Source organism: Brachyspira suanatina, from assembly GCF_001049755.1.
Classification (GTDB): Bacteria; Spirochaetota; Brachyspiria; order Brachyspirales; family Brachyspiraceae; genus Brachyspira; species Brachyspira suanatina.
This window is the reverse complement of sequence record NZ_CVLB01000001.1, coordinates 504156-525146: the sequence shown is the minus strand read 5'-3', so window position 1 is coordinate 525146 and position 20991 is coordinate 504156. Positions and strand designations below refer to the sequence as shown.

At 25.5% G+C, this 20991-nt stretch carries 19 protein-coding genes; 8 read left to right on the top strand and 11 right to left on the bottom strand.

Features of this window, described 5'->3' with window-relative positions; translation table 11 throughout:
• Positions 1–152: 152 nt before the first annotated feature.
• The 11 genes from BRSU_RS02400 to BRSU_RS02360 all read right to left on the bottom strand — a co-directional run bounded on the left by BRSU_RS02400 (position 153) and on the right by BRSU_RS02360 (position 8396).
• Entirely contained in the window at positions 153–1277 is a 1125-nt protein-coding gene (locus BRSU_RS02400) for a hypothetical protein (protein WP_048593622.1), read from the bottom strand.
• A 45-nt stretch (positions 1278–1322) separates the two neighbouring features.
• On the bottom strand, positions 1323–2021 hold the full coding sequence (locus BRSU_RS02395; RefSeq protein WP_048593621.1) for a DUF554 domain-containing protein: 699 nt from the start codon (positions 2019–2021) through the stop codon (positions 1323–1325).
• Between the two features lie 88 nt (positions 2022–2109).
• Positions 2110–2637, bottom strand: a complete 528-nt coding sequence (locus BRSU_RS02390) for a shikimate kinase (RefSeq protein WP_048593620.1) — start codon at positions 2635–2637, stop codon at positions 2110–2112.
• Entirely contained in the window at positions 2630–3754 is a 1125-nt protein-coding gene (locus BRSU_RS02385) for a chorismate mutase (protein WP_048593619.1), read from the bottom strand. The genes BRSU_RS02390 and BRSU_RS02385 overlap by 8 nt, the downstream gene beginning before the upstream one ends.
• A gap of 666 nt (positions 3755–4420) precedes the next feature.
• Positions 4421–4651 (bottom strand): hypothetical protein, encoded by a 231-nt coding sequence (locus BRSU_RS14770; RefSeq protein WP_245158035.1) that lies wholly within the window; start codon positions 4649–4651, stop codon positions 4421–4423.
• 126 nt (positions 4652–4777) lie between these two features.
• Positions 4778–5038, bottom strand: a complete 261-nt coding sequence (locus BRSU_RS14765; protein WP_245158034.1) for a hypothetical protein — start codon at positions 5036–5038, stop codon at positions 4778–4780.
• A gap of 75 nt (positions 5039–5113) precedes the next feature.
• Positions 5114–5305: a hypothetical protein gene (locus BRSU_RS14760; protein ID WP_245158033.1), complete on the bottom strand. Its 192-nt coding sequence runs from the start codon at positions 5303–5305 to the stop codon at positions 5114–5116.
• Between the two features lie 155 nt (positions 5306–5460).
• Positions 5461–6207 carry a MerR family transcriptional regulator gene (locus BRSU_RS02375; protein ID WP_048595120.1) on the bottom strand — a complete coding sequence of 249 codons (747 nt, stop codon included), beginning with the start codon at positions 6205–6207 and terminating at the stop codon, positions 5461–5463.
• 232 nt (positions 6208–6439) lie between these two features.
• A complete protein-coding gene (locus BRSU_RS02370) occupies positions 6440–6787 on the bottom strand; it encodes a hypothetical protein (protein ID WP_048593618.1) in 348 nt (115 codons plus the stop codon).
• A gap of 71 nt (positions 6788–6858) precedes the next feature.
• Positions 6859–7515, bottom strand: coding sequence for a hypothetical protein (locus tag BRSU_RS02365; protein ID WP_048593617.1), 657 nt, complete (start codon positions 7513–7515; stop codon positions 6859–6861).
• A 149-nt stretch (positions 7516–7664) separates the two neighbouring features.
• Entirely contained in the window at positions 7665–8396 is a 732-nt protein-coding gene (locus BRSU_RS02360) for a transcriptional regulator (protein WP_048593616.1), read from the bottom strand.
• A gap of 126 nt (positions 8397–8522) precedes the next feature.
• Here BRSU_RS02360 and pnuC point away from each other — a divergent pair, with 126 nt between their 5' ends.
• The 8 genes from pnuC to BRSU_RS02320 all read left to right on the top strand — a co-directional run bounded on the left by pnuC (position 8523) and on the right by BRSU_RS02320 (position 20991).
• Positions 8523–9209, top strand: coding sequence for a nicotinamide riboside transporter PnuC (pnuC, locus tag BRSU_RS02355; RefSeq protein ID WP_048593615.1), 687 nt, complete (start codon positions 8523–8525; stop codon positions 9207–9209).
• A gap of 12 nt (positions 9210–9221) precedes the next feature.
• Positions 9222–10229: an AAA family ATPase gene (locus BRSU_RS02350; RefSeq protein WP_048593614.1), complete on the top strand. Its 1008-nt coding sequence runs from the start codon at positions 9222–9224 to the stop codon at positions 10227–10229.
• A gap of 179 nt (positions 10230–10408) precedes the next feature.
• Positions 10409–11395, top strand: a complete 987-nt coding sequence (locus BRSU_RS02345; protein WP_048593613.1) for a vWA domain-containing protein — start codon at positions 10409–10411, stop codon at positions 11393–11395.
• A gap of 153 nt (positions 11396–11548) precedes the next feature.
• Positions 11549–12733, top strand: a complete 1185-nt coding sequence (gene metK, locus BRSU_RS02340) for a methionine adenosyltransferase (protein WP_048593612.1) — start codon at positions 11549–11551, stop codon at positions 12731–12733.
• A gap of 171 nt (positions 12734–12904) precedes the next feature.
• A complete protein-coding gene (gene recF, locus BRSU_RS02335; protein ID WP_048593611.1) occupies positions 12905–13972 on the top strand; it encodes a DNA replication/repair protein RecF in 1068 nt (355 codons plus the stop codon).
• 20 nt (positions 13973–13992) lie between these two features.
• Positions 13993–15765, top strand: a complete 1773-nt coding sequence (locus tag BRSU_RS02330; RefSeq protein ID WP_048593610.1) for a BspA family leucine-rich repeat surface protein — start codon at positions 13993–13995, stop codon at positions 15763–15765.
• A gap of 645 nt (positions 15766–16410) precedes the next feature.
• Positions 16411–18162: a BspA family leucine-rich repeat surface protein gene (locus BRSU_RS02325; protein WP_048593609.1), complete on the top strand. Its 1752-nt coding sequence runs from the start codon at positions 16411–16413 to the stop codon at positions 18160–18162.
• Between the two features lie 210 nt (positions 18163–18372).
• Positions 18373–20991 carry a BspA family leucine-rich repeat surface protein gene (locus BRSU_RS02320; RefSeq protein WP_245158032.1) on the top strand — a complete coding sequence of 873 codons (2619 nt, stop codon included), beginning with the start codon at positions 18373–18375 and terminating at the stop codon, positions 20989–20991.

Sequence of the window (20991 nt, the reverse complement as noted above, 5' to 3'; positions counted from 1 at the left end):
TAATAAAAAAGAAAAATTGACAAAATATAGTTGTTCAGGTATATATAAAATATAAACCGTTATTTTTTTATTTATATAATAAAAAATCAGCTGACAACTAAATTATCAGCTGATCCTTTATAGCTTTAAAAGTTATAACATAACTATATTTTTTATGAATTAGAATTCTTTATTTTTTCTATCCAACTATTATATTCTTCATCTGATATCTCATCTAGTATTTTTACATAAGGTTTCAATTTCTGATGAGGTTTTGTGAAGTAGCTTATATCCCATTTTACAGGTTTTGTCCACATTCCTTCACTATCCATAATCAATATATGAGTGCCGTCCAAATCAGGAATTTCTTCTGGAGACATATCGCTGTATAATATTTTGTAGCAATCCAATTCTCCGTTCTCATCTTCAATATTATAAGTACCGTCTTTTTGAAGTGCATATATAGTATAGTATTGCTGATGTGCCTCTGCTTCCATTAATTCCTGAGGATGCTCATTTCCAGCGGCTATATTATAAATAGTTTCATTAAACTCATAATTATCTATACCGTATCTTTTTAATAATCCTTTTTTATATAATTCTGCTTCTAATAAAGTTATAAGATAGTAGCCATTGCTCATATCTGAAGCCTCTATATAAAAACCTCTCTGTACTTTAGGAGAAAGAACTAAAATTTTTGTTTTATAGCAAGCCTCTATACCAATATGTACATAAGATAAAGCATTAACATAACCTTCCAAATATTCTATATGATCCTCAAGTCCTAAATTTATAAAATATTTTCTTAAATCCTGATTAGAACATATAACTGTCATAACAGGAGGTATCATCATATCAATTCCAATAAATGCCTCTAAAGGTTTATAATCAAGTCTGTACATAATATCTATATTAATACGGGCTATATCATCATCGGTAAGATCATCTTCATCTACATTATAAAGCTGAGCGGCATTTTCTATGAAACGGCAGGCATTATCTATATTTCTAAAAAATAAATTAATAATATTTTTTCCTATTTCATCATCTATTATATCTTCATGATGAAGTGAATGTCCTACAAAATTAGCAGCATAATATGATTTTAGTATATCCATATTTTCAAATTCTGATGCTATTTGTCTGCATATATCCAATTCTTTATCATGATTTTCTTTTACATATTCTTTTAATTTTAAAAATTTTTCATTTTGAGATACAAGTTTTTTATTTGCTACCTCTTCAATATTTGATTTTTGCTTAGTGTAGTCAATATACTCTTTTACTATGTCTTCCATTGATAATATCTCCTAACATTTATAATATCATATTAATATATTATATCATAAAAATTGAATATAAGGTATAAGTAAAACAAGTAAAATAGAATAAATTAATGCAGGAAGGAAATCTCCTGTTTTTATTTTGGCTAATTTCAATAAATTTATTCCTATCATCATAACAGTAGCACCTCCTACAGCGGAAACTTCATTAAGCATAGTTTCAGAAACATAAGGCTCTAAAAAAGATGAAAGTATAGTCAAAGCTCCTTGATAAACAAATATGCTTATTATTGAAAAAGCAACACCTATACCATAAACTGTAGACATAAATACTGCAACAAATCCGTCTATTACGCTTTTTGTAAATATTAAATCATATACGCCTTGAGTTCCTGCCTGAAATGAACCTACTATAGACATTGAACCTGAACAAAAAAGTATTGAAGAAGTAAGAAAACCTAAAGCAAAATTTCCTGAATTCTCTTTGAAAGCAAATTTATTTTTTAAAAACTCTCCGAATAATTCTATTTTTTCTTCTATCCTAAAAAATGTACCAGTAACTCCTCCAAGCATAATTGACACTGCAAATATTAATATATGCTTTGTAGTTATAGCCATAGTTATACCTATAGTAAGAGATATTATACCGGCAGCAATAAAAACAGGCTCTTCATACCTTTTTGATAATTTATTTTTGAATGCAAAACCTATAAGAGAACCAACAAGTACAGCTATCATATTAACGAAAACGGCTATCATATTTTAATCCTAACATTATTATAATATATAATTTGCTATATAAATAAAATAATATAATACTTCTTTTTGTTTTTATCAATAGTAATTTTTAAATATAATTAATGATACAATCATAAAATTTTTTAAAAGTATTATCAATATTATCTTCCCAAGTATTATGTGTGAATATAATATGTGCTGATTCTCTGTATAAACTATCTCTTTGTTTAGATAATTCTAATAATTTATTTTTATCTTTAGCTAGAAGAGGTCTTTCTCTAGGGTCAATATTTTCAAGTATAATATCAGGATTTCTATCTATAAAAATAGTTAATCCTTTATCTTTCATGATGTTTCTATTTTTTTGAGCTAGAACAATACCGCCTCCTGTGGATATAACGGCATTATTTAAATTGCTTAATTCCTCAAGAACTTCGCTTTCAATATTTCTAAAATAAGGCTCTCCATTTTCAGCAAAAATATTTGTTATAGTTCTGCCCTCTTTATGCTCTATAAAAGAATCCATATCGTACAAATCATAATTTAATTTTTCAGCAAGCATTTTTGATAATGCACTTTTTCCGCATCCGGGTAAACCTACGATAAATATAATATTATTATTTTTTATATTATTCATTATACACACCTAAAACAATTAAATTTTCTACACTGTTTTTGAACTCTTCAAATTCTTCTTTACTTTTTTCAAAATCACCTGTCATATCAATATAAAAATAATACTGCCATTTTCTTTCAATATGCGGACGGCTTACTATAGAAGTTAAATTAAAACTTTTCAATTTATTCAAAGAATCTGCCAAACTGCCGTTTTCATGAGGAAGTAAGAATCTTATAGTCATCTTATTGCCTTTTTTCAAAGCATTATCATAATTAGCAACTATAATAAAACGGGTTGTATTTCCTTTAATATTTTCAACATTCTCTTCTAGCATTTCTAAATCATAAATTTTACAAGCATGCTTATTAGAAATTGAAGCCAATTCTTTATCATCTCCATTAGAAACTATGAATGCTGCTTCTGCTGTATTAGATGCTGTCATCTCTTCAAAATTATTTTCTTTTATAAAATTAGAACATTGCTTCAAAGCCTGATGATGAGATATAACTTTTTTAATATCCTTTATATTAGCACTTTTTTTTGCCATAAGTCCGTATTCTATAGGAAGATAAACCTCACCTACTATTTTACAATTATAATCTGCAAGTATATCCAAAACTTCATTAACCATTCCTGTAGAAGAATTTTCTAAAGGCAAAACTCCATAATAACATTCTCCGCTTCTTATACTCTCAAGCACATCATCAAAATGTTCTTTCTTTATTAGTTTAGCATTCTCTCCGAAAAATTTTAAAGCAGCTTCATGTCCGTTTCCGCCCTCTCTGCCCTGATACACTATCTTTTCATCGTATTTTATATTTTCTTTATCATCTTCTTTTTTATCTTCTTTACTATTACATTCATCAATCAAATGTTTCTGAAGCTGTTTTGATGTATACATTATATCATTATAAATAGTAGTAATTAAACTAGACAATTCTTTATTTTCAAGCAATTCTATTTTTTTTGCTATAACTTCTTTTTCTCTTTTTGGATCGAATATAGGGGCATTATATTTCTTTTTTGTCTCCCCTACTTTCAAGCTTACTTTCATTCTTTCATCTATCAAATTTACTATTTGCTTATCTATTCTATCAATATCTTTTCTTAATTCCTGTAATTCATCATTAAGCATAGTTATGTCCTTTTATAGTTTTTAATATTTAAGATTATACCTAAACAAATATACTTTGTCAAAAAATAGTTTTTATATTTTTATTATTTTCGGGGACTAGCCACCGAACCCCCAGTTCTTTTATTGATATAAGGCACAGCCCACCTCGCTGTGCGTGCCTTCGGCAGGCGAGAACCTATATCCTCGACAGGCTCGGATACGCTTTGCGAAAAACTGCATTTATGGTCTAAATTTAGGTTATATCCTATATTTAATAAGTATATATTTAATATAAAGTTCTAGTAATTGCGTTTTTGGCAAAGCGTATCCGAAGGATAAAAACTTTGACGAAGTCCGCAGAGCGTGTGCGTCAAAAAAGTTGATAATACATCTAAAAAAAATATCAAAATTTACAAAATATATTTGTTTCAGTATATACTAGATATAAAATTGTAAAGAATTTACAGCCAATTAAGAAAAAGCATGCCCACCCAAGCGTTTTTTAAATTTGAGAGCTTTAACAGCACGCGGTAAGCAGAATTTAAATTTATAGTAAATGTTTAATTATTGATTGATTTTATTTTTATAGCTAGTTCAGCGTGTGGTAATACGACTTTATAGATATAAAAAAACCTATCATAATAAAATATTAAGACAGGCTTTTATTAGAATATTGATTGATTTAATTTATAGCTGCTTCCAAGTTCCGTCTGTTTGTCCAATACTTAAAATTAATTTGAAACAGTCTGTTGCTACATAATTTATAGCATCATCAAGCATATATCCGCTATTGTTAAGTTTTACAGTAATTGTAAGTGTTGCTTGCTTTTCAGTATCTTTTTTTCCTTTAGCACTAAATAAAAAACCTGTTGCTTTAGCTTGCAAAGTAATAGCACTTTCAGCACTACTAACATACATACTTCCAGAAGTACTTTGAGCTGTAGCTGTAAATCCTGAAGTTTTATTTAGTGTAAAACTAGATAAACTAAATACCCATTTAGGTCCTGTACCTACAACTAGATTTCCTTTTCCTGTATCACCATCTTATGCATTTTTCATTGCTGTTTCTATATCAGTTTGATTTATTATATCTATATTAACAATATTTAATTTAGTTTCTGATGTAGCTGTTTTATTATCTGATGTTCTTGTGAATAAGAATGTAAATGTATATTCAGATACTTGTCCAGCTGTTGCTTTTTTTACTTTTTCAATTCCTGATGCAGATAATACTATTCTTATTTCATTTGCTGTTGCTGATACTGTAGGAGTTAATACTTCAAAATCTGCAGGCTCTAATGACACGCTTCCAGATGCTGTAACAGGTGTAACTTTACTTATCTCAACTTTAGCATCTGTACCAGGATAACATCTAATTTTTCATTCTTTTGTGAAAGAAGTTTTTTCTGATGAAGTTCCTATTGTTTTGTCTGCTGGTTCTGGATAAGACTCAAAATTAACAGTAAATTCTCCTTGAGTTGGATTTGTAGGGGAATCATTATTTCCTCCGCAGCTTACTGCAAATATTACTGCTGTGAGGCATAAAAGAAATTTGAATAATTGTTTTTTCATTTTAGTTGCTCCTTAAATATTTTTTATTTATAACAATTAAAGATTTTTTATAATCTTTAATTAAATTATCAAATGTTTTAAAGCGTTTATCTATATTAAATATATTTGCTCTTTATTCAATGTTATTAATCAATAAAGTATGCACCTAAGTATGGTTAGGTATGATTTTTATTTTCACTAATGATTTTATAAAACTGTTTAGAGAATTTTTTCTTGTCAAAAGAATTATTATCATAAGAATTATACAAACTTAAAAGTATTAAAGATAATAATAATATGCTTGATTCATCAGTATTTAAATTGCTCTTTTTATAATCATTCAATATAGTGTTTAAATATTTATCATTAAAAGTGTCTTTAAAATCATCATCATTAATATTGAAAATTGTTTTAATTTCATTACAAAGCGAAACTGCTAATTTGTTTTCAATCTCTTCTATATTATTTATTATGTCTTTCATCTTCATAAATAACTCTTTATTTTTTATTATTTTTGATAGGAAAAGTATTTCAAAAGATTTATTTTCAAAAATAACCTTTTCTATCTCTCTTATTTCAAGCCCGTAGGATTTTAGTTTCACTATCTCTTTTACAATATCAATATGCTCCACTATATAGTATCTGCTTTCTGTTCTAATCATTCCTTTTTCAACTCTATATGCTAGAAGAAGTTCTTTATTATCCCATTCTCTTAATAAATTAATGCTCATATTCTTTATATTATTTTCTTCCAAAAGATTTAAAAATTCTCCTATAGACATTAATCTTTTTTTGCTTTTCAAAATAAATGAATATCTTGGCAAGTAATATTTTTTATTTTTTATAAAATAATATAAATCAAAATTGTTTATGTCTCTCTTAGCATTTTTATCTATATTGTTGTTTTCATCTCTTTTAGCCATACAGTCAATTACCCAATAATTAAATTTTGAAAGAACATTTTTACAAAATATTAAATTAATATTATACAATTCATTAAATAATATTAATTTTATTTTCTTATACCTTACCATACTTATATGTAAAGTTTTTATATTGATACATATAAGTATGGTTATATACTAACAGTTTTGATTTTTTTGTAATTTTACATGTTTGTATGGAGGTCAATTGAATTGAAATTAATAAGTTTTTTTAATTTTTTATAGGAATTTCTATCTGTTTGTATATATTATAGAAATTATTGATTTTTCTTATTATGTCTGATAATTCTTCACAGCTTAATTTATATTCTTCTTCTAAAAATAAATAAAATAATTTATATCTATCATATATAATTTTACTTTCTTTTATTGGTTCTATTTCTTTTATTATTAATTTATATACTTCAAATTCTTTTATACTTTCTTCTATATTTATAAATTTTTCTTCATCTTGGATTAAATCACAAATATAATTTATTAATTCTTCCAACTTAAAGCAATTATATTTCTTATACTCTTCATAATCAATAATATTAATAAAGTATAAATTATTAAGCATTATATTAAACTTATTAATATAATTTTTTATTTTTTTAAACTCTTCTTTATAGGTATTTTCTAAATTTAATATTATATTATCTGGATTTTTTCTCTCTCTTCTTTTATTTCTATTCTAGTTTTTATATAAGCTTTTTCATCTCTATGATAGCCTACAATATTGTATGCAATACTCATCAATATAAACTTATAATAATAAATGTATATTTCTTTATAATCATATATTGAATAATTTTTAACTATTTTTTCTTCATTTTGATAATAGTAAACATAATAATTAATAATACCGTAATTTTCTATATTATACTTTTTTGCTGTTTCGTTATTTAAATAAAATTTGTAAAATCTATAAATATTATGATTTCTAAGTGTATTATATTTATAAATATAAAGCTCTATTATTTTTACATACTCTTCTTCATTTATAATTTCTTTATTAAATAAATATCCTATAAAATATTGTAAGTAATGAAAAACACTGTCATAATATAAAATGCCTTTTTGTACCTGTTCATCTTCTTTTATATTATAGTTCTTATTATCTCCTATCAGACTAAGTATTGTATCATACAAATAAAATATTATATTCTCTAAGTCATTTATTTTTATAGTTTCAAAATTATTAAGTATATTTTTTATATCAATTTTCTTTATTTCTTTTTGTCTTTCTTTATCATCGCTTATATTTAAACAAATTCCTTTTATATATTTTTCACTTCTGCTGTACATCTCTAATTTAAGTATTTTATCAAAATTAAATATTTCTTTTGCTATATCTTCAGCATCATCTAAATAGCTTATATTCCTAATAAATACAAAATCTGTAGTTTTTATATCTTTATATATTCTTAATATTTCATCTAAAACTATTAAACTTTCTAATGTATAATATCTAGTATCTTTTTCTTATCTTCTTTATACAATCCATATGAAGGAAGAATTGGAGTAGTATCTTCTTTATTATTATCATCAAAATATTCCTGCATCACTTTCTTTAATCTTTCAATTTCTCTATATTTGATTATAAGTTCAAAATCATTTTCTTTTATATTTTTTATAATATCTTTATAACTTATTTCTTTATTTAAAAAGCGGTAATTATCATATATTAATTTATAAGGGCTTATTATTTTATTAATTATTTGATAAATATAGAAAGCTTGTGAAGAATGAGTATATTTAAATTGTTCATAAGATTTTAAATTATTGTATAATTCTAAAAATACGCCTATTTCAAAAAAGCAAATTTTATTTTCATATAAAAATAAATAAATATCATCTGTATAATCAGAATCTTTTTCTTTATAATGCAAATTTTTATCAAACTCTATTTCTATATATTTATACTTTCCTTTTTTTAATTGTGTAGACTTTCCTGAATTCATTGATACTAATAATACTTTTATATCATTATTTTCTTTTTTAAGTGCATTAATTTTATTTACTATATTTTCTAGAGAATGAAGAATATAATAATTATCATAGCGTTTATTTATACTACTTTCATATGAATCATATTTTGAAGATGTATTATATTTTTCAATTATATATCTTCTATTATGTTTTTTTATATTGAATTGTTTTGCCTTACTATTTTTATTTGAAGCCATTATAAAACCTAAAAATACTTTTATTATTTTTCATATATTATACTATAAATATTATTTGAGCAATTATTGACTTTATAAACTATAAGTATAAAATAAATCAAAAAATTGTAAAAATAAAAAACTATAATGAAAAACTTCATAAAAAATGAACTTCAAAATTGGAAAGCCATAGAAGTTATATGGATTATAATTGCAAGCGCTATAATATTATCGCTTTCTATTTATTGGAAAGAAAACATTATTGGTATAGTATCATCAATAAGCGGTATATTATGCGTTATACTTACTGGTAAAGGAAAATTATCTTCATATATATTTGGAATGGTCAATACTATTCTTTATTCTATTATAGCTTTTAATGCAAAATATTACGGTGAGTTTATGCTCAATGTATTTTATTATATACCTATGAATATAGTTGGTTTTGTATTATGGAGCAAAAATATAAATAGTGAAAGCCAAGAAGTAATAAAAACAAAATTAAATAATAAATTTAAAATAATAATATTTGCTTTATCTTTTATATCAATATTTATTTACGGACTTATATTAAAAAAATTAGGCGGTTCGCTTCCATTTGTTGATAGTGCAAGTACTGTATTTGCTGTAACTGCTCAGATACTATGCGTAAAGAGATGTACAGAACAATGGATAATGTGGATATTAGTAAACATTTTAAATATTTCTATATGGTATATTAATTTCTCAAGCGGCGGAGATAATATAGCAACTTTGCTTATGTGGAGTGTTTATTTAATTAATGCTGTGTTTATGTTTATTAAATGGTATAGAGAAGCTAATTTACAAAAATAATTTGGAGTTTTTATGTATAGTGTAGGAATGTACGGAGGTTCTTTCAATCCTCTTCATCTTGGGCATGTAAGATGCATAATAGAAGCTGCTAATCAATGTAAAAAACTTTATATTGTTTTGGCTGTAGGTAATAACAGAAATGAAATTGATAAAAAAATAAGATACCGCTGGCTTTATCAATTAACAAAGCATATTGGAAATGTGAAGATTATATTTATAGAAGATAATGCAAATACAAAAGAAGAATATACAGAAGATTTTTGGGAAGAAGATTCTATAAAAATAAAAAATGCTATAGGTGAAAAAATCGATGCTGTATTTTGCGGAGATGATTATAAAAATAAAGATTCTTTTTATACAAGATATTATAAAGATTCAGAGTTAATATTTATAGAGAGAAATGAAATAAGTTCTTCAAAAATTAGAGAAAATGTTTATAAATACTGGGATTATTTGCCTAATATAGTAAAGCCTTATTATACAAAAAAAGTTCTATTATTAGGGAGCGAAAGCACAGGAAAATCCACTCTCACAATTAATTTAGCAAATTACTATAATACCAACTATATAGAAGAAGCAGGCAGAGAATTATCCGAAAAATCTGGTACTGATTTACTCATGCTTTCAGAAGATTTTACGGAAATACTTCTTACTCATAAATTAAATGAAATAAAATCAATAGAAAGCAGCAATAAAATATTATTTGTTGATACTGATGCTATAATTACAAATTTTTATATGCATTTCTTAGAAGATGAAAATATTATTGATAATGAAAGACTTGCAAAGGCTATTATACATATAAATAAATATGATGCTATACTATTTTTAGAGCCTGATGTTGATTTTGTTCAGGACGGCGACAGAAGCGAAGTAATAAAGAATGACAGAATTAAATACAGCAATAAAATAAAAGATATACTCCATAATTTAAATATAAAATACTATTCTATAAATGGAGATTATCAGTCAAGATTTAAAAAATCTGTTTATATAGTAAATAAATTATTAGAAAAATAAAATGATATTTTCATAAATTATTTGCATATATTTTTATTATTACATTTAATTTAAATATACATCTATTGGCTATATGATACTTTACTTTTATCCGTATTTTAGTATAATAATTTAGCAAATATTACTTTGCTTTATTTATTATGTTTTAATATTAAAATTATGATTAGGAAAATGTGTAAATGACTTTTGTATCTCCGAAATTTTTATTCTTACTGCTAACTTTACCTATTATAATATTTTTATATATACAAACAAGAAAGAATCATTCTTATTCTGTAAAACATCCAAGAGTAAGTATGTCTAAAGTATTAAAATCAAGATATTATGTTAAAGATATCCCATTTATGCTTATTATTTTGGCACTTGCTTTTTCTATAATAGGTTTAGCACGTCCTGCAAAAGTTTCACATCTATCAGATATTAATGGAGAAGGTATTTATATTTCTCTTGTAGTAGACGTTTCTCCTTCTATGATGGCTGAAGATATGATGCCTACAAGGCTTGAAGCTTCAAAAAAAACTATGATAGACTTTATAAAAAAGAGAAATTTTGATAAAATAAGTTTAGTATCATTTGCTTTACGTGCTTCTGTGCTTTCACCTGCTACATTTGACTATACTTCATTGGAAGAAGAAATAAAAAAAATAGAAATAGATGAAGAAGGTTCTACATCAATAGGGCTTGGAATAGCTACTGCTGTTGATATGCTTAGAAGTGTAAAAGAAGATAATGAAAAAATCATAATACTTCTTACAGACGGTGAAAATAACTCTGGAGAAATAGATCCTAAACTAGCCTCTGAAATAGCATCAAATTTCAACATAAAAATATATACAATAGGTATAGGTGATGCCAATGGAAGTCATGCTTGGGTTACTTATGATGATCCTAGCTATGGTAAAAGAAGAATAAGGGCAGATTTTACACTCAATGAAGAATCTTTAATAGATATAGCAGCTACTACAGGCGGTAAATATTTCAATGCTAAAAACGCTTCCGCTTTAGATAATGTTTATAATACAATAGACAGATTAGAAAAAAAGCCTATATTAGATGATGACTTGATTCAGTATGATGAACTTTATAAACCATTTATTATAATAGCTTTTCTTTGCTTATGCCTGAGTATTATACTTTCTACAACCAGATTTTTGATAATACCATAGTTTGATATGTATGATAACATAAAAATAATACTATATATAATAATAGTTTTATAGTTATTTATACTAATTTGTAATAATTATCAAATAATTCCTTGACTATTTATGTTAACCAATATACAATAACATGATTATATTTTAAAAAGAGGTAAAACTATGGCAGAGATAAAGAATTATTATTTCTCTTCTGAGTCGGTAACAGAAGGCCATCCTGATAAGATCTGCGATGCCGTAAGCGATGCGGTCTTAGACGAATGTTTAAAACAAGATCCTAATTCTAGAGTTGCATGTGAAACTTTGGCAAAAACTGGAATGATCATGATTGCCGGAGAAATCACTACAAAAGCTAAATTGGATTATCAAAAAATCGCTAGAGATACCGTAAGGCGAATAGGATACACAAGCAGCGATATGGGTTTTGACGCTGATACTTGTGCTGTCATGGAGTCTATTGCAGAACAGTCTCCAGATATAGATATGGGAGTTAGTGCCGGAAAAGGATTATTCAATTCTGAATCATCAAATGTTTCTGAGGGTGCAGGCGACCAGGGTATAATGTTCGGTTATGCTATAAATGAAACTGAAACATTCATGCCTTTAACTATACATTTAGCCCATAGATTGGCAGAACGTTTAACTAAGATTAGAAAAGACAAAGTAGTTGACTATTTAAGACCAGACGGAAAAAGTCAGGTTACTGTTGAATATAAAGACGGTAAAGCTGCAAGAATAGAAGCTGTTGTTATTTCTACTCAGCATGCTGCTGGTGTTGATCATAAGCAGATAGAAGCTGACATTAAAAAATATGTTATTAATGAAATATGTCCGGCTAATATGCTTGATGAAAACACAAAATATTATATTAACCCAACAGGTTCATTCGTAGTTGGCGGACCTATGGGAGACTGCGGATTAACAGGAAGAAAAATCATCGTAGACAGTTACGGCGGACATGGTGCTCATGGCGGCGGAGCTTTCTCTGGTAAAGATCCTACAAAAGTAGACAGAAGTGCTTGTTATATGGCTAGGTATGTTGCTAAAAATATTGTTGCTTCTGGTATAGCTGACAGAGCATTAGTACAGTTTGCTTATGCAATTGGTGTTCCTGAGCCTTTATCTGTATATGTTAATACTTTCGGTACAGCAAAAGTACATGATGAAGTATTAGCGAATATAGTTGCTAAAGAACTTGATTTAACTCCTGCAGGTATAATCAAAAGATTAGATTTAAGAAGACCTATCTACGAAAAAACTACTGCTTATGGACATTTCGGCAGAGAGCTTCCAGAGTTCACTTGGGAAAAAACAGATATAAAAGATTTGTTTGCTAATGCTAAATAATTACTTTTAAGAAAATAAAATATAAAAAGTTTTAAACATTCAGGGCTTGTTAATATTTATATATTGACAAGCCTTATTTTTTATTTTTAAAAAACTTAATAATATAAAACACTACTATTTTTAATATTTTAATATATAATACTTTTCACTATAATATTAAAGGCTTACAAAATGATACTTAAAGAACTTACATTACGTTCTTTTAGAAACTACAATGAAAATATATTTGAATTTTCTGATAAAATTAATGTACTTTATGGTCATAATGGCTCCGGCAAAACTAATATACTTGAAGCAATATATATGCTTGGAAATGGAGTATCATTTAGAACCAGACTTGACAGGGAACTTGTAAAAAATGGTAATGATAATTATTTTTTACGCGGTGTTTTTAGAGAAGATGAACTTAATTATGACACTAATATAGAAATAGCATATCAAAAAAAAATAAAAAAAGTATTTATAGATAAAAAAGAAGTATCATCAAGAAAAGATTTAATAGGAAAAATACTTTATGTTATATTCCTTCCCAATGATACAGATTTGGTAATAGCAGAACCAAAATTAAGACGCGATTATTTTAATATGCTTATATCAACAATATCATTAGAATATTTACAATGCTTAATCAAATATAATAAGCTTTTAAAAATGAGAAATATTTGTTTAAGTACAAAGCCTAATGAAGCATATATTTATAATAGCGACATGGCAAAACTTTCAATTTATATAGCTAATGAAAATAAAAAATATTCTAAAATTTTAGAAGAAAACATGAATGAAATTTATAAAAATATATTTCATAATGAAAACCCTTATGCAATAAAATATCAATCTACAATAGAAGATATAAATAATGAAAGCGAATATATAAAAAAACTAGAAAGCACATTACAAGAACAAATAAGAATGCGTACAACCTATTTCGGTATACACAGAGCAGAGTATCAATTCTTCTATAAAGATTCATTATCAAAGAAATTCTCATCACAGGGCGAAAAAAGAATGTTCACTCTTATAATGAAATTGGCAAGTGAAAAAATATTATCAGAGTACAGGAAAAAACGCCCTATTCTACTAATAGATGATGCCATGCTTGAACTTGATAATACAAGACGCGATAATATACTTGAATATATAAAAACTTTGGGACAGGTATTCATAACAGTAACAGAAAAAGAGAAAGTGAAAAACTTTGAAAACGGAAAAGTATTTGATATACCAAATATAAGAATGTAAAAATTATAGAGGATCTAAAAATGAAATATAAACCTCAGACAAAAGATGAATTAAAAGAATTGTTAAAAGATGAAAATATATATTTAGGCGATATTAATACAAGTTTAATAACTGATATGAGTACATTGTTTTTTAATAATATAAGAGAAGATTTTTCAGGTATAGAAACTTGGGACGTTTCTCATGTAACAAGTATGGGCGGAATGTTCAAAAATGCAGTTAATTTTAATCATAATATAAATAATTGGGATGTATCCAATGTTACAGTTATGTCTGCTATGTTTTGCGGTGCTAAAAGTTTCAATCAGCCTTTAGATAAATGGAATACTTCAAATGTTAAATACATGATGGAGATGTTTAAGAATGCTGAAAATTTTAATCAAAATATAAATAGCTGGGACGTTTCTAATGTGGAAAGTATGAGAGAAATGTTTTACGGCTGTATAATATTTAATGAACCTTTGGATAATTGGAATACTTCTAAAGTTGACTGTATGAACGGTATGTTTTTTGGAGCTTCAAGATTTAATCAGCCTTTAAATAATTGGGACGTTTTTAATGTAGAATTTATGGATAATATGTTTGAAAGAGCTTCTAATTTTAATCAGCCTCTTAATAATTGGAATACTTCTAATTTAAAAAATATAATAAATATGTTTTGTAATTGCTCTTCATTTAATCAGGATTTAAACAGTTGGAAAACAGAAAAAATAGAATATATGAATCAAGCATTTCTTAATGCTTCATCTTTTAATCAGGATAATATTAAAAACTGGAATTTTAAAAATGTTAAAGAATTCGACAGAATTTTTAATAATGTTTCATTGAATTTAATTTTAAAAATATATTCTTTTCAAAGCTCAAAGTCTGCTATATCAAATCTTGAAAAAATTATAAGTAAATTTGATAAAAAAGAAGTTTATAAAATCGGATTAAAATATAATAAAAAATCTGTAGCTGATATTCTAAAAAAGTTAGAAAATACTTGTTATGATGAATTAAAAGAACTAGTTGATAGTAAAGAAGAAATTATAAAGGAATATAAAGAATTAGAAAAATCAGAAAAGAAATTAGAAACAAAAAAAGATAAAAAAGATAGTAAACAAACTAAAATGTATCAGCCAAAAAACAAAAATGAATTAATAAAACTAATAGCAGAGAAAACAAAACTTGATAAAATAGACACTTCTTTAATAACAGATATGAGTAATCTTTTTAAAGGTTCCAAATTAAAAAAGTTTGACGGTATAGAAAGTTGGAACGTATCTAATGTAGTGAATATGGAAAGTATGTTTGAGGGAGCATCAGGTTTTAATCATAATATTGAGAGCTGGGACGTTTCAAAAGTAGAAAATATGAGTTATATGTTTAAGAAATGTAAAAAGTTTAATTATCCGCTTAATGATTGGAATGTGTCATCAGTTGTTAATATGGAAGGTATGCTTTCTAATTGTGAAAGTTTTAATCAGCCATTATACAAATGGAATGTAAGTAATGTAAAAGATATGTCTAAAATGTTTTATTATACTAAAAATTTTAATCAAAATATTAATGACTGGAATGTATCTAATGTAGAAAATATGAGCTGTATGTTTCAAGGAGCTGTTAATTTTAATAGTGCTTTAGACAAGTGGAATGTATCTAATGTAAAATATATGTCGTTAATGTTTTGTTTTACTAAAAGTTTTAATCAGAATTTAGAATCTTGGAAGTTAGGAGAAAATGTTAGTATAAAATATGCTTTTATTGATTCTCCTATAGAAAATAATCCTCCTTCTTGGTATAAAAATTAAAAGTTATTTATACTGGATTGTAATATACTTTATAAATTGTATATACTGAAATGATTTCATTTTGCCAACTATTCGCCTATACCCATTGGGTACGCTTCGCGGAGGCTTTCCGCACGGTACTGCAAATCATTATGGATAGCAAACTATACGTGCGGCTGATTACTCATTATTTTACAAATATATAATTTTATATTACATTTAAAACATATTTTGCTACTATATGCTAATATTTCATATTATTTATAAGTTATAATAACATTGATAAAAAACTAAAAATTGACAATTTAAAATTGTTTAGGTATATACTGAAAATTTTAGAGTTTGTCAAAAAACACAATTTTAAATTTAGGTTATTTGTGGGGACTAGCCCCCACACCCCCAGTTCTTTTATTGGTATAGGCGAAGCCCGCCTGCGGCGAGAACCAAAAGAACTGCATTTTTATAGGTTATATATTATATTTAATAGGTATATTTTTAATATAAAGTGTAGCAATTAAATTTTCGCGAAGCATGCCTATGGCATCAACTTTAACGAAGTCCAGAAAAAGTTGAGATAAAAAATTATTTATGTAAAATACTCTAATTTTACAATTGAAAAATACACATAAGAATATAGAATAATAAAAAACAATAAGGAACATAATAATGAAATACAAACCTCAGACAAAAGACGAATTAAAAGGATTATTGAAAGATGAAAATATATATTTAGGAAATATTGATACAAGTTTAATTACCGATATGAAATGTTTATTTGCAAATAGCAAGAGAGAAAATTTTGATGGCATAGAAACTTGGGATACTTCTAATGTTACAGATATGTCTGAAATGTTTATGGGAGCTTCTTATTTTAATTCAAACATAAATAATTGGAATGTTTCAAAAGTTACTAATATGTCAGGTATGTTTGCAAGTGCTAAAAAATTTAATCAGCCTTTAAATGACTGGGACGTTTCTAATGTAAAAGATATAGAGTTTATGTTTTCTGAAGCTGAAAGTTTTAATATGCCTCTTGATAAATGGAATACTTCTAAAGTATTTACTATGAGCTGTATGTTTTATAAGGCTATAAATTTCAATCAGCCTTTAAATAATTGGAACACTTCTAATGTTGAAAATATGCAGAGTATGTTTGCAAAGGCATATAATTTTAATCAGCCTCTTAATAATTGGAATGTAAATAAAGTAGAAGATATGACTGCTATGTTTGAGGGAGCTAGAAGTTTCAATCAGGATATAAATAATTGGAATGTTTCTAATGTAAGAAGAATGGCTCATATGTTTAGCGGTGCTGAAAGTTTTAATTATTCTATAGAAAATTGGATCATTAATGAAGGCTGTTCTATTTGGGAATTTTTTTTGGGTGCTTCTTCTTTTAAAGACATAAAATCCATATTAAATATTTATTTTATATCTAAAAAAGTAAATGATAGGAAAAAACTTTTAAATATGCTTGAAAACTGTGATATAAAAGAAGTGTATAAAGAAGTTATTAAATATAATAAACTTAAAGATTTTATTAATAAACTTGAAAATACTTATTATGATGAATTAAAAGAACTAATTGAAAATAAAGATAGTATTATATCAGAATATAAAAAATCAAAATCTAACAAATTAGAATTAAAAGATAATGAAAAGTATAAACCTAAAGACAAAGTGGAATTATTAAAATTGATAAAAGAAAAAGTAAAATTTAATAAAATAGATACTAGCTTAATAACTGATATGTCAGGATTATTTCAGAACTCAAAACTTAAAAAATTTGACGGAATAGAAACTTGGGATACATCAAATGTAGAAGATATGCATAACATGTTTAGAGGAGCTTTGCATTTTAATCATAATATTAATAATTGGAATGTATCCAAAGTTGTTAATATGGAACATATGTTTTCTGGCTGTGAACTTTTTAATCAGCCATTAAACAATTGGGACGTTTCTAATGTAAAGTATATGGCTTTTATGTTTACTGATTGTTCAAGTTTTGACAGTGATTTAAGTAATTGGAATGTATCTAATGTTGAGAGTATGGAATATATGTTTGAAAATGCATATTCATTTAATCAGGATATTTCCAAATGGAATATAAGCAAAGTAAAAAAATTATATTCTATGTTTGAGGAAGCTAAAAGTTTTAATCAGCCTTTGAATGATTGGGATATGAGTAATATTGAATCTATACACGGAATGTTTAAAGGGGCTTCAAGTTTCAATCAGCCTTTATACAAATGGAATATGTCTAATATTAAAGATATATCATTTGCCTTTGCCTATTGTATTAATTTTAATCAGGATTTAGAATCTTGGGAGTTAGGAGAAAATATTAATATGAAATATGCTTTTATTGATTCGCCTATAGAAAATAATCCTCCTTCTTGGTATGTAGAAAAATAAGAAATTATATCAAGATTATATATAACTTGTTAATTTGCACTTTCACCTGCCGTAGTCGTACTTCGTATGGTTCTTTGACGAAGTATGCAGAGTATATACCACTGAAAAAGTTGAGATAAAAAAATTATTTGTATAAAATACTATAATTTTAAAATTGAAAAATATATCAAAGAATATGAAATTTATAAAAAACAACAAGGAAACATAATAATGAAATACAAACCTCAAACAAGAGAAGAACTACAAAAGTTAGTACAAGATGAAAATATTTACTTGGGTGATATTGATACAAGCTTAATCACCGATATGAGCGGACTGTTCTCTTTTGAAAGAAGAAAAGATTTTTCAGGCATAGGAAATTGGAATGTTAATAAAGTTACCAGTATGAGAGGAATGTTTTATAATTGTTATAGTTTTAATGAAGATATAGGAAAATGGAATGTTTCTAATGTTAATAATATGGGAGATTTATTTTATAACTGCATAAATTTTAATCAAAATATTTCTGAGTGGAATGTATCAAATGTTATCAATATGCGGGGCATGTTTAATGGTTGTAAAAATTTTAATCAGCCTTTGAGTAAATGGAAAACTTCTAATTTAGAAAACACTGAATATATGTTTAGAAACTGTACTAATTTTAATCAGAGTGTAAATCATTTCAATATGTCAAAAATAAAAAATGCAATTTATATGTTTGAGGGATGTAAAGAATTTAATCAGCCTTTAGATAAGTGGGATACTTCAAATATTGAATATATGAATGGAATATTTAAGGACTGTACTAATTTTAATCAGAATATAAATAATTGGAATACATCTAGCTTGGCAATAGTAATAGAAATGTTTAATGGGTGTGAAAATTTTAATCAGCCTTTGAATAAATGGAACATATCAAAGGTAAGACATTTAACGGCTATGTTTAGAGATTGTCATAATTTCAATCAGCCTTTAAATGATTGGGATATATCAAAGGTTGAAAATATGAGCGACATGTTTGAAGGATGTAAAAGTTTTAATCAGGATTTAGATAAATGGGATACTTCAAATGTAAAAAGTATGAATTCTATGTTTTGGAAAGCTAAAAGTTTTAATAAGCCTTTAGATAAATGGAATGTAAGCAATGTTAATGCTATGGTTGCTATGTTTTATAATAGCGGTTTTAAAGAATATGATTCTCTTAATACTTGGGAGCTTAATGATAAAGTTATAATCGATAATATTTTTGATGATAGTGCAGTTAGTAGTTTAAGTTTGAAATGGATTTTATATTTATATACTTTTTCTAATATTAATGTTTTAACTGTTTTAGAAAAAAATATAAAAGAAATTTATGAAATAGCATCAAAAAGTAATAATAAAAAAATCAAAGCTGTTAAAACAAGATTAGAAAATCTTTATTATAATGATTTAAAAGAATTTCTTAATTATGAATTATTTTGTAATATTGAAAAGTATGAAGAAAGTATTAATAAAAAATTAAAGAAAAAAGATGAGGCAAAAGTTTCTTATATAGAAAATTGTAATGTATTAATAAAAGATAAATCGAGAGAAGTTGATATAAAAGTGATAAAATATATATACTTAAAATATTTAGAATTAAAAAGAGATATTTATCATTTGATTGAAATAGATTCTATTATTAATTTACTTGATAAAGAAAGTTTTATGACTTTTGCTAAAAATATTTATAAAGAAACATACAAGGAAACCACAGCAATTATTTATAGTTTGTATGGCGGTGATGAGGCCTTAAGAGAAATATACAAGAAAGAAAAAGATTCTAAATTCTTCTTAATGATTTTGTCTTCAATAGAAATTACAGAGATTACTGATTATGCTATAAAACTATTGTATGATATTTATTCAAAAGCTAAAAAACATGAAATACGCAGTTCGGCATTACATTTATTAAAAGAAATATCAAAAGAAAAACATTTATCACTTGAAGATTTGGAATTGAAATTTACTTCAAATTTCGAATTTGATTTAAAAGGCGAAAAAATTATCAATGATGATTATAAATTGATTTTAAATAGTGATTATTCTGTGAATGTATTTGATATAAAAAATAATAAACTCTTAAAATCTGTACCCAAAGATTTTACATCATCTATAAAAGAAGAAATTAAATACATAAAAAAAGAAATTCCTGATATTATAAAAAAACTTTCTTTAAAATTGTATAAATCATTAATGTATGAAAAGAAATATAATTATAAACTTTTCAAAGAAATATTTATTGATAATCCTTTAATGAATAAATTTTCTTCTTCACTTATTTGGAATTTATATGATAAAGATAATTTGTTTTTAACTACATTCAGATATGCAGGTGACGGAAGCTATTCAAATTGTGATGATGAAGAAATTAAAATTAATGATGACAGTTTTATAGGTTTAGCAAGTCCTATAGAAATGAATGAAGAAACTATTACAAAATGGAAAAAACAATTAGAAGATTATGAATTACTTCAGCCAATTAATCAATTAAGCATAATAAAATTAGATAAAAATAATTTGGAAAATGAAATAAACAAATTACAAAACATTGAAATAGCTTATGGTACTTTTAAGGCTTTCGGTGATAGGTATTCAATGCTCCCTAGTTATATGGACTATGGAACAGTTAAAGAATATAATTTAAAAATAAATAATGGAGACAATTTTGATATAATAATAGATGCTGAAGATAATATTGATTATAAAAATAAAGTAAAAATAAATATTAAATTCTATAATGAGAATAATGAAAAAGTATCAGAAAGATTTATTTATACTTTATTAATTCTTATGATATTGGATTTTAGATTAACAGATTTATTTTGA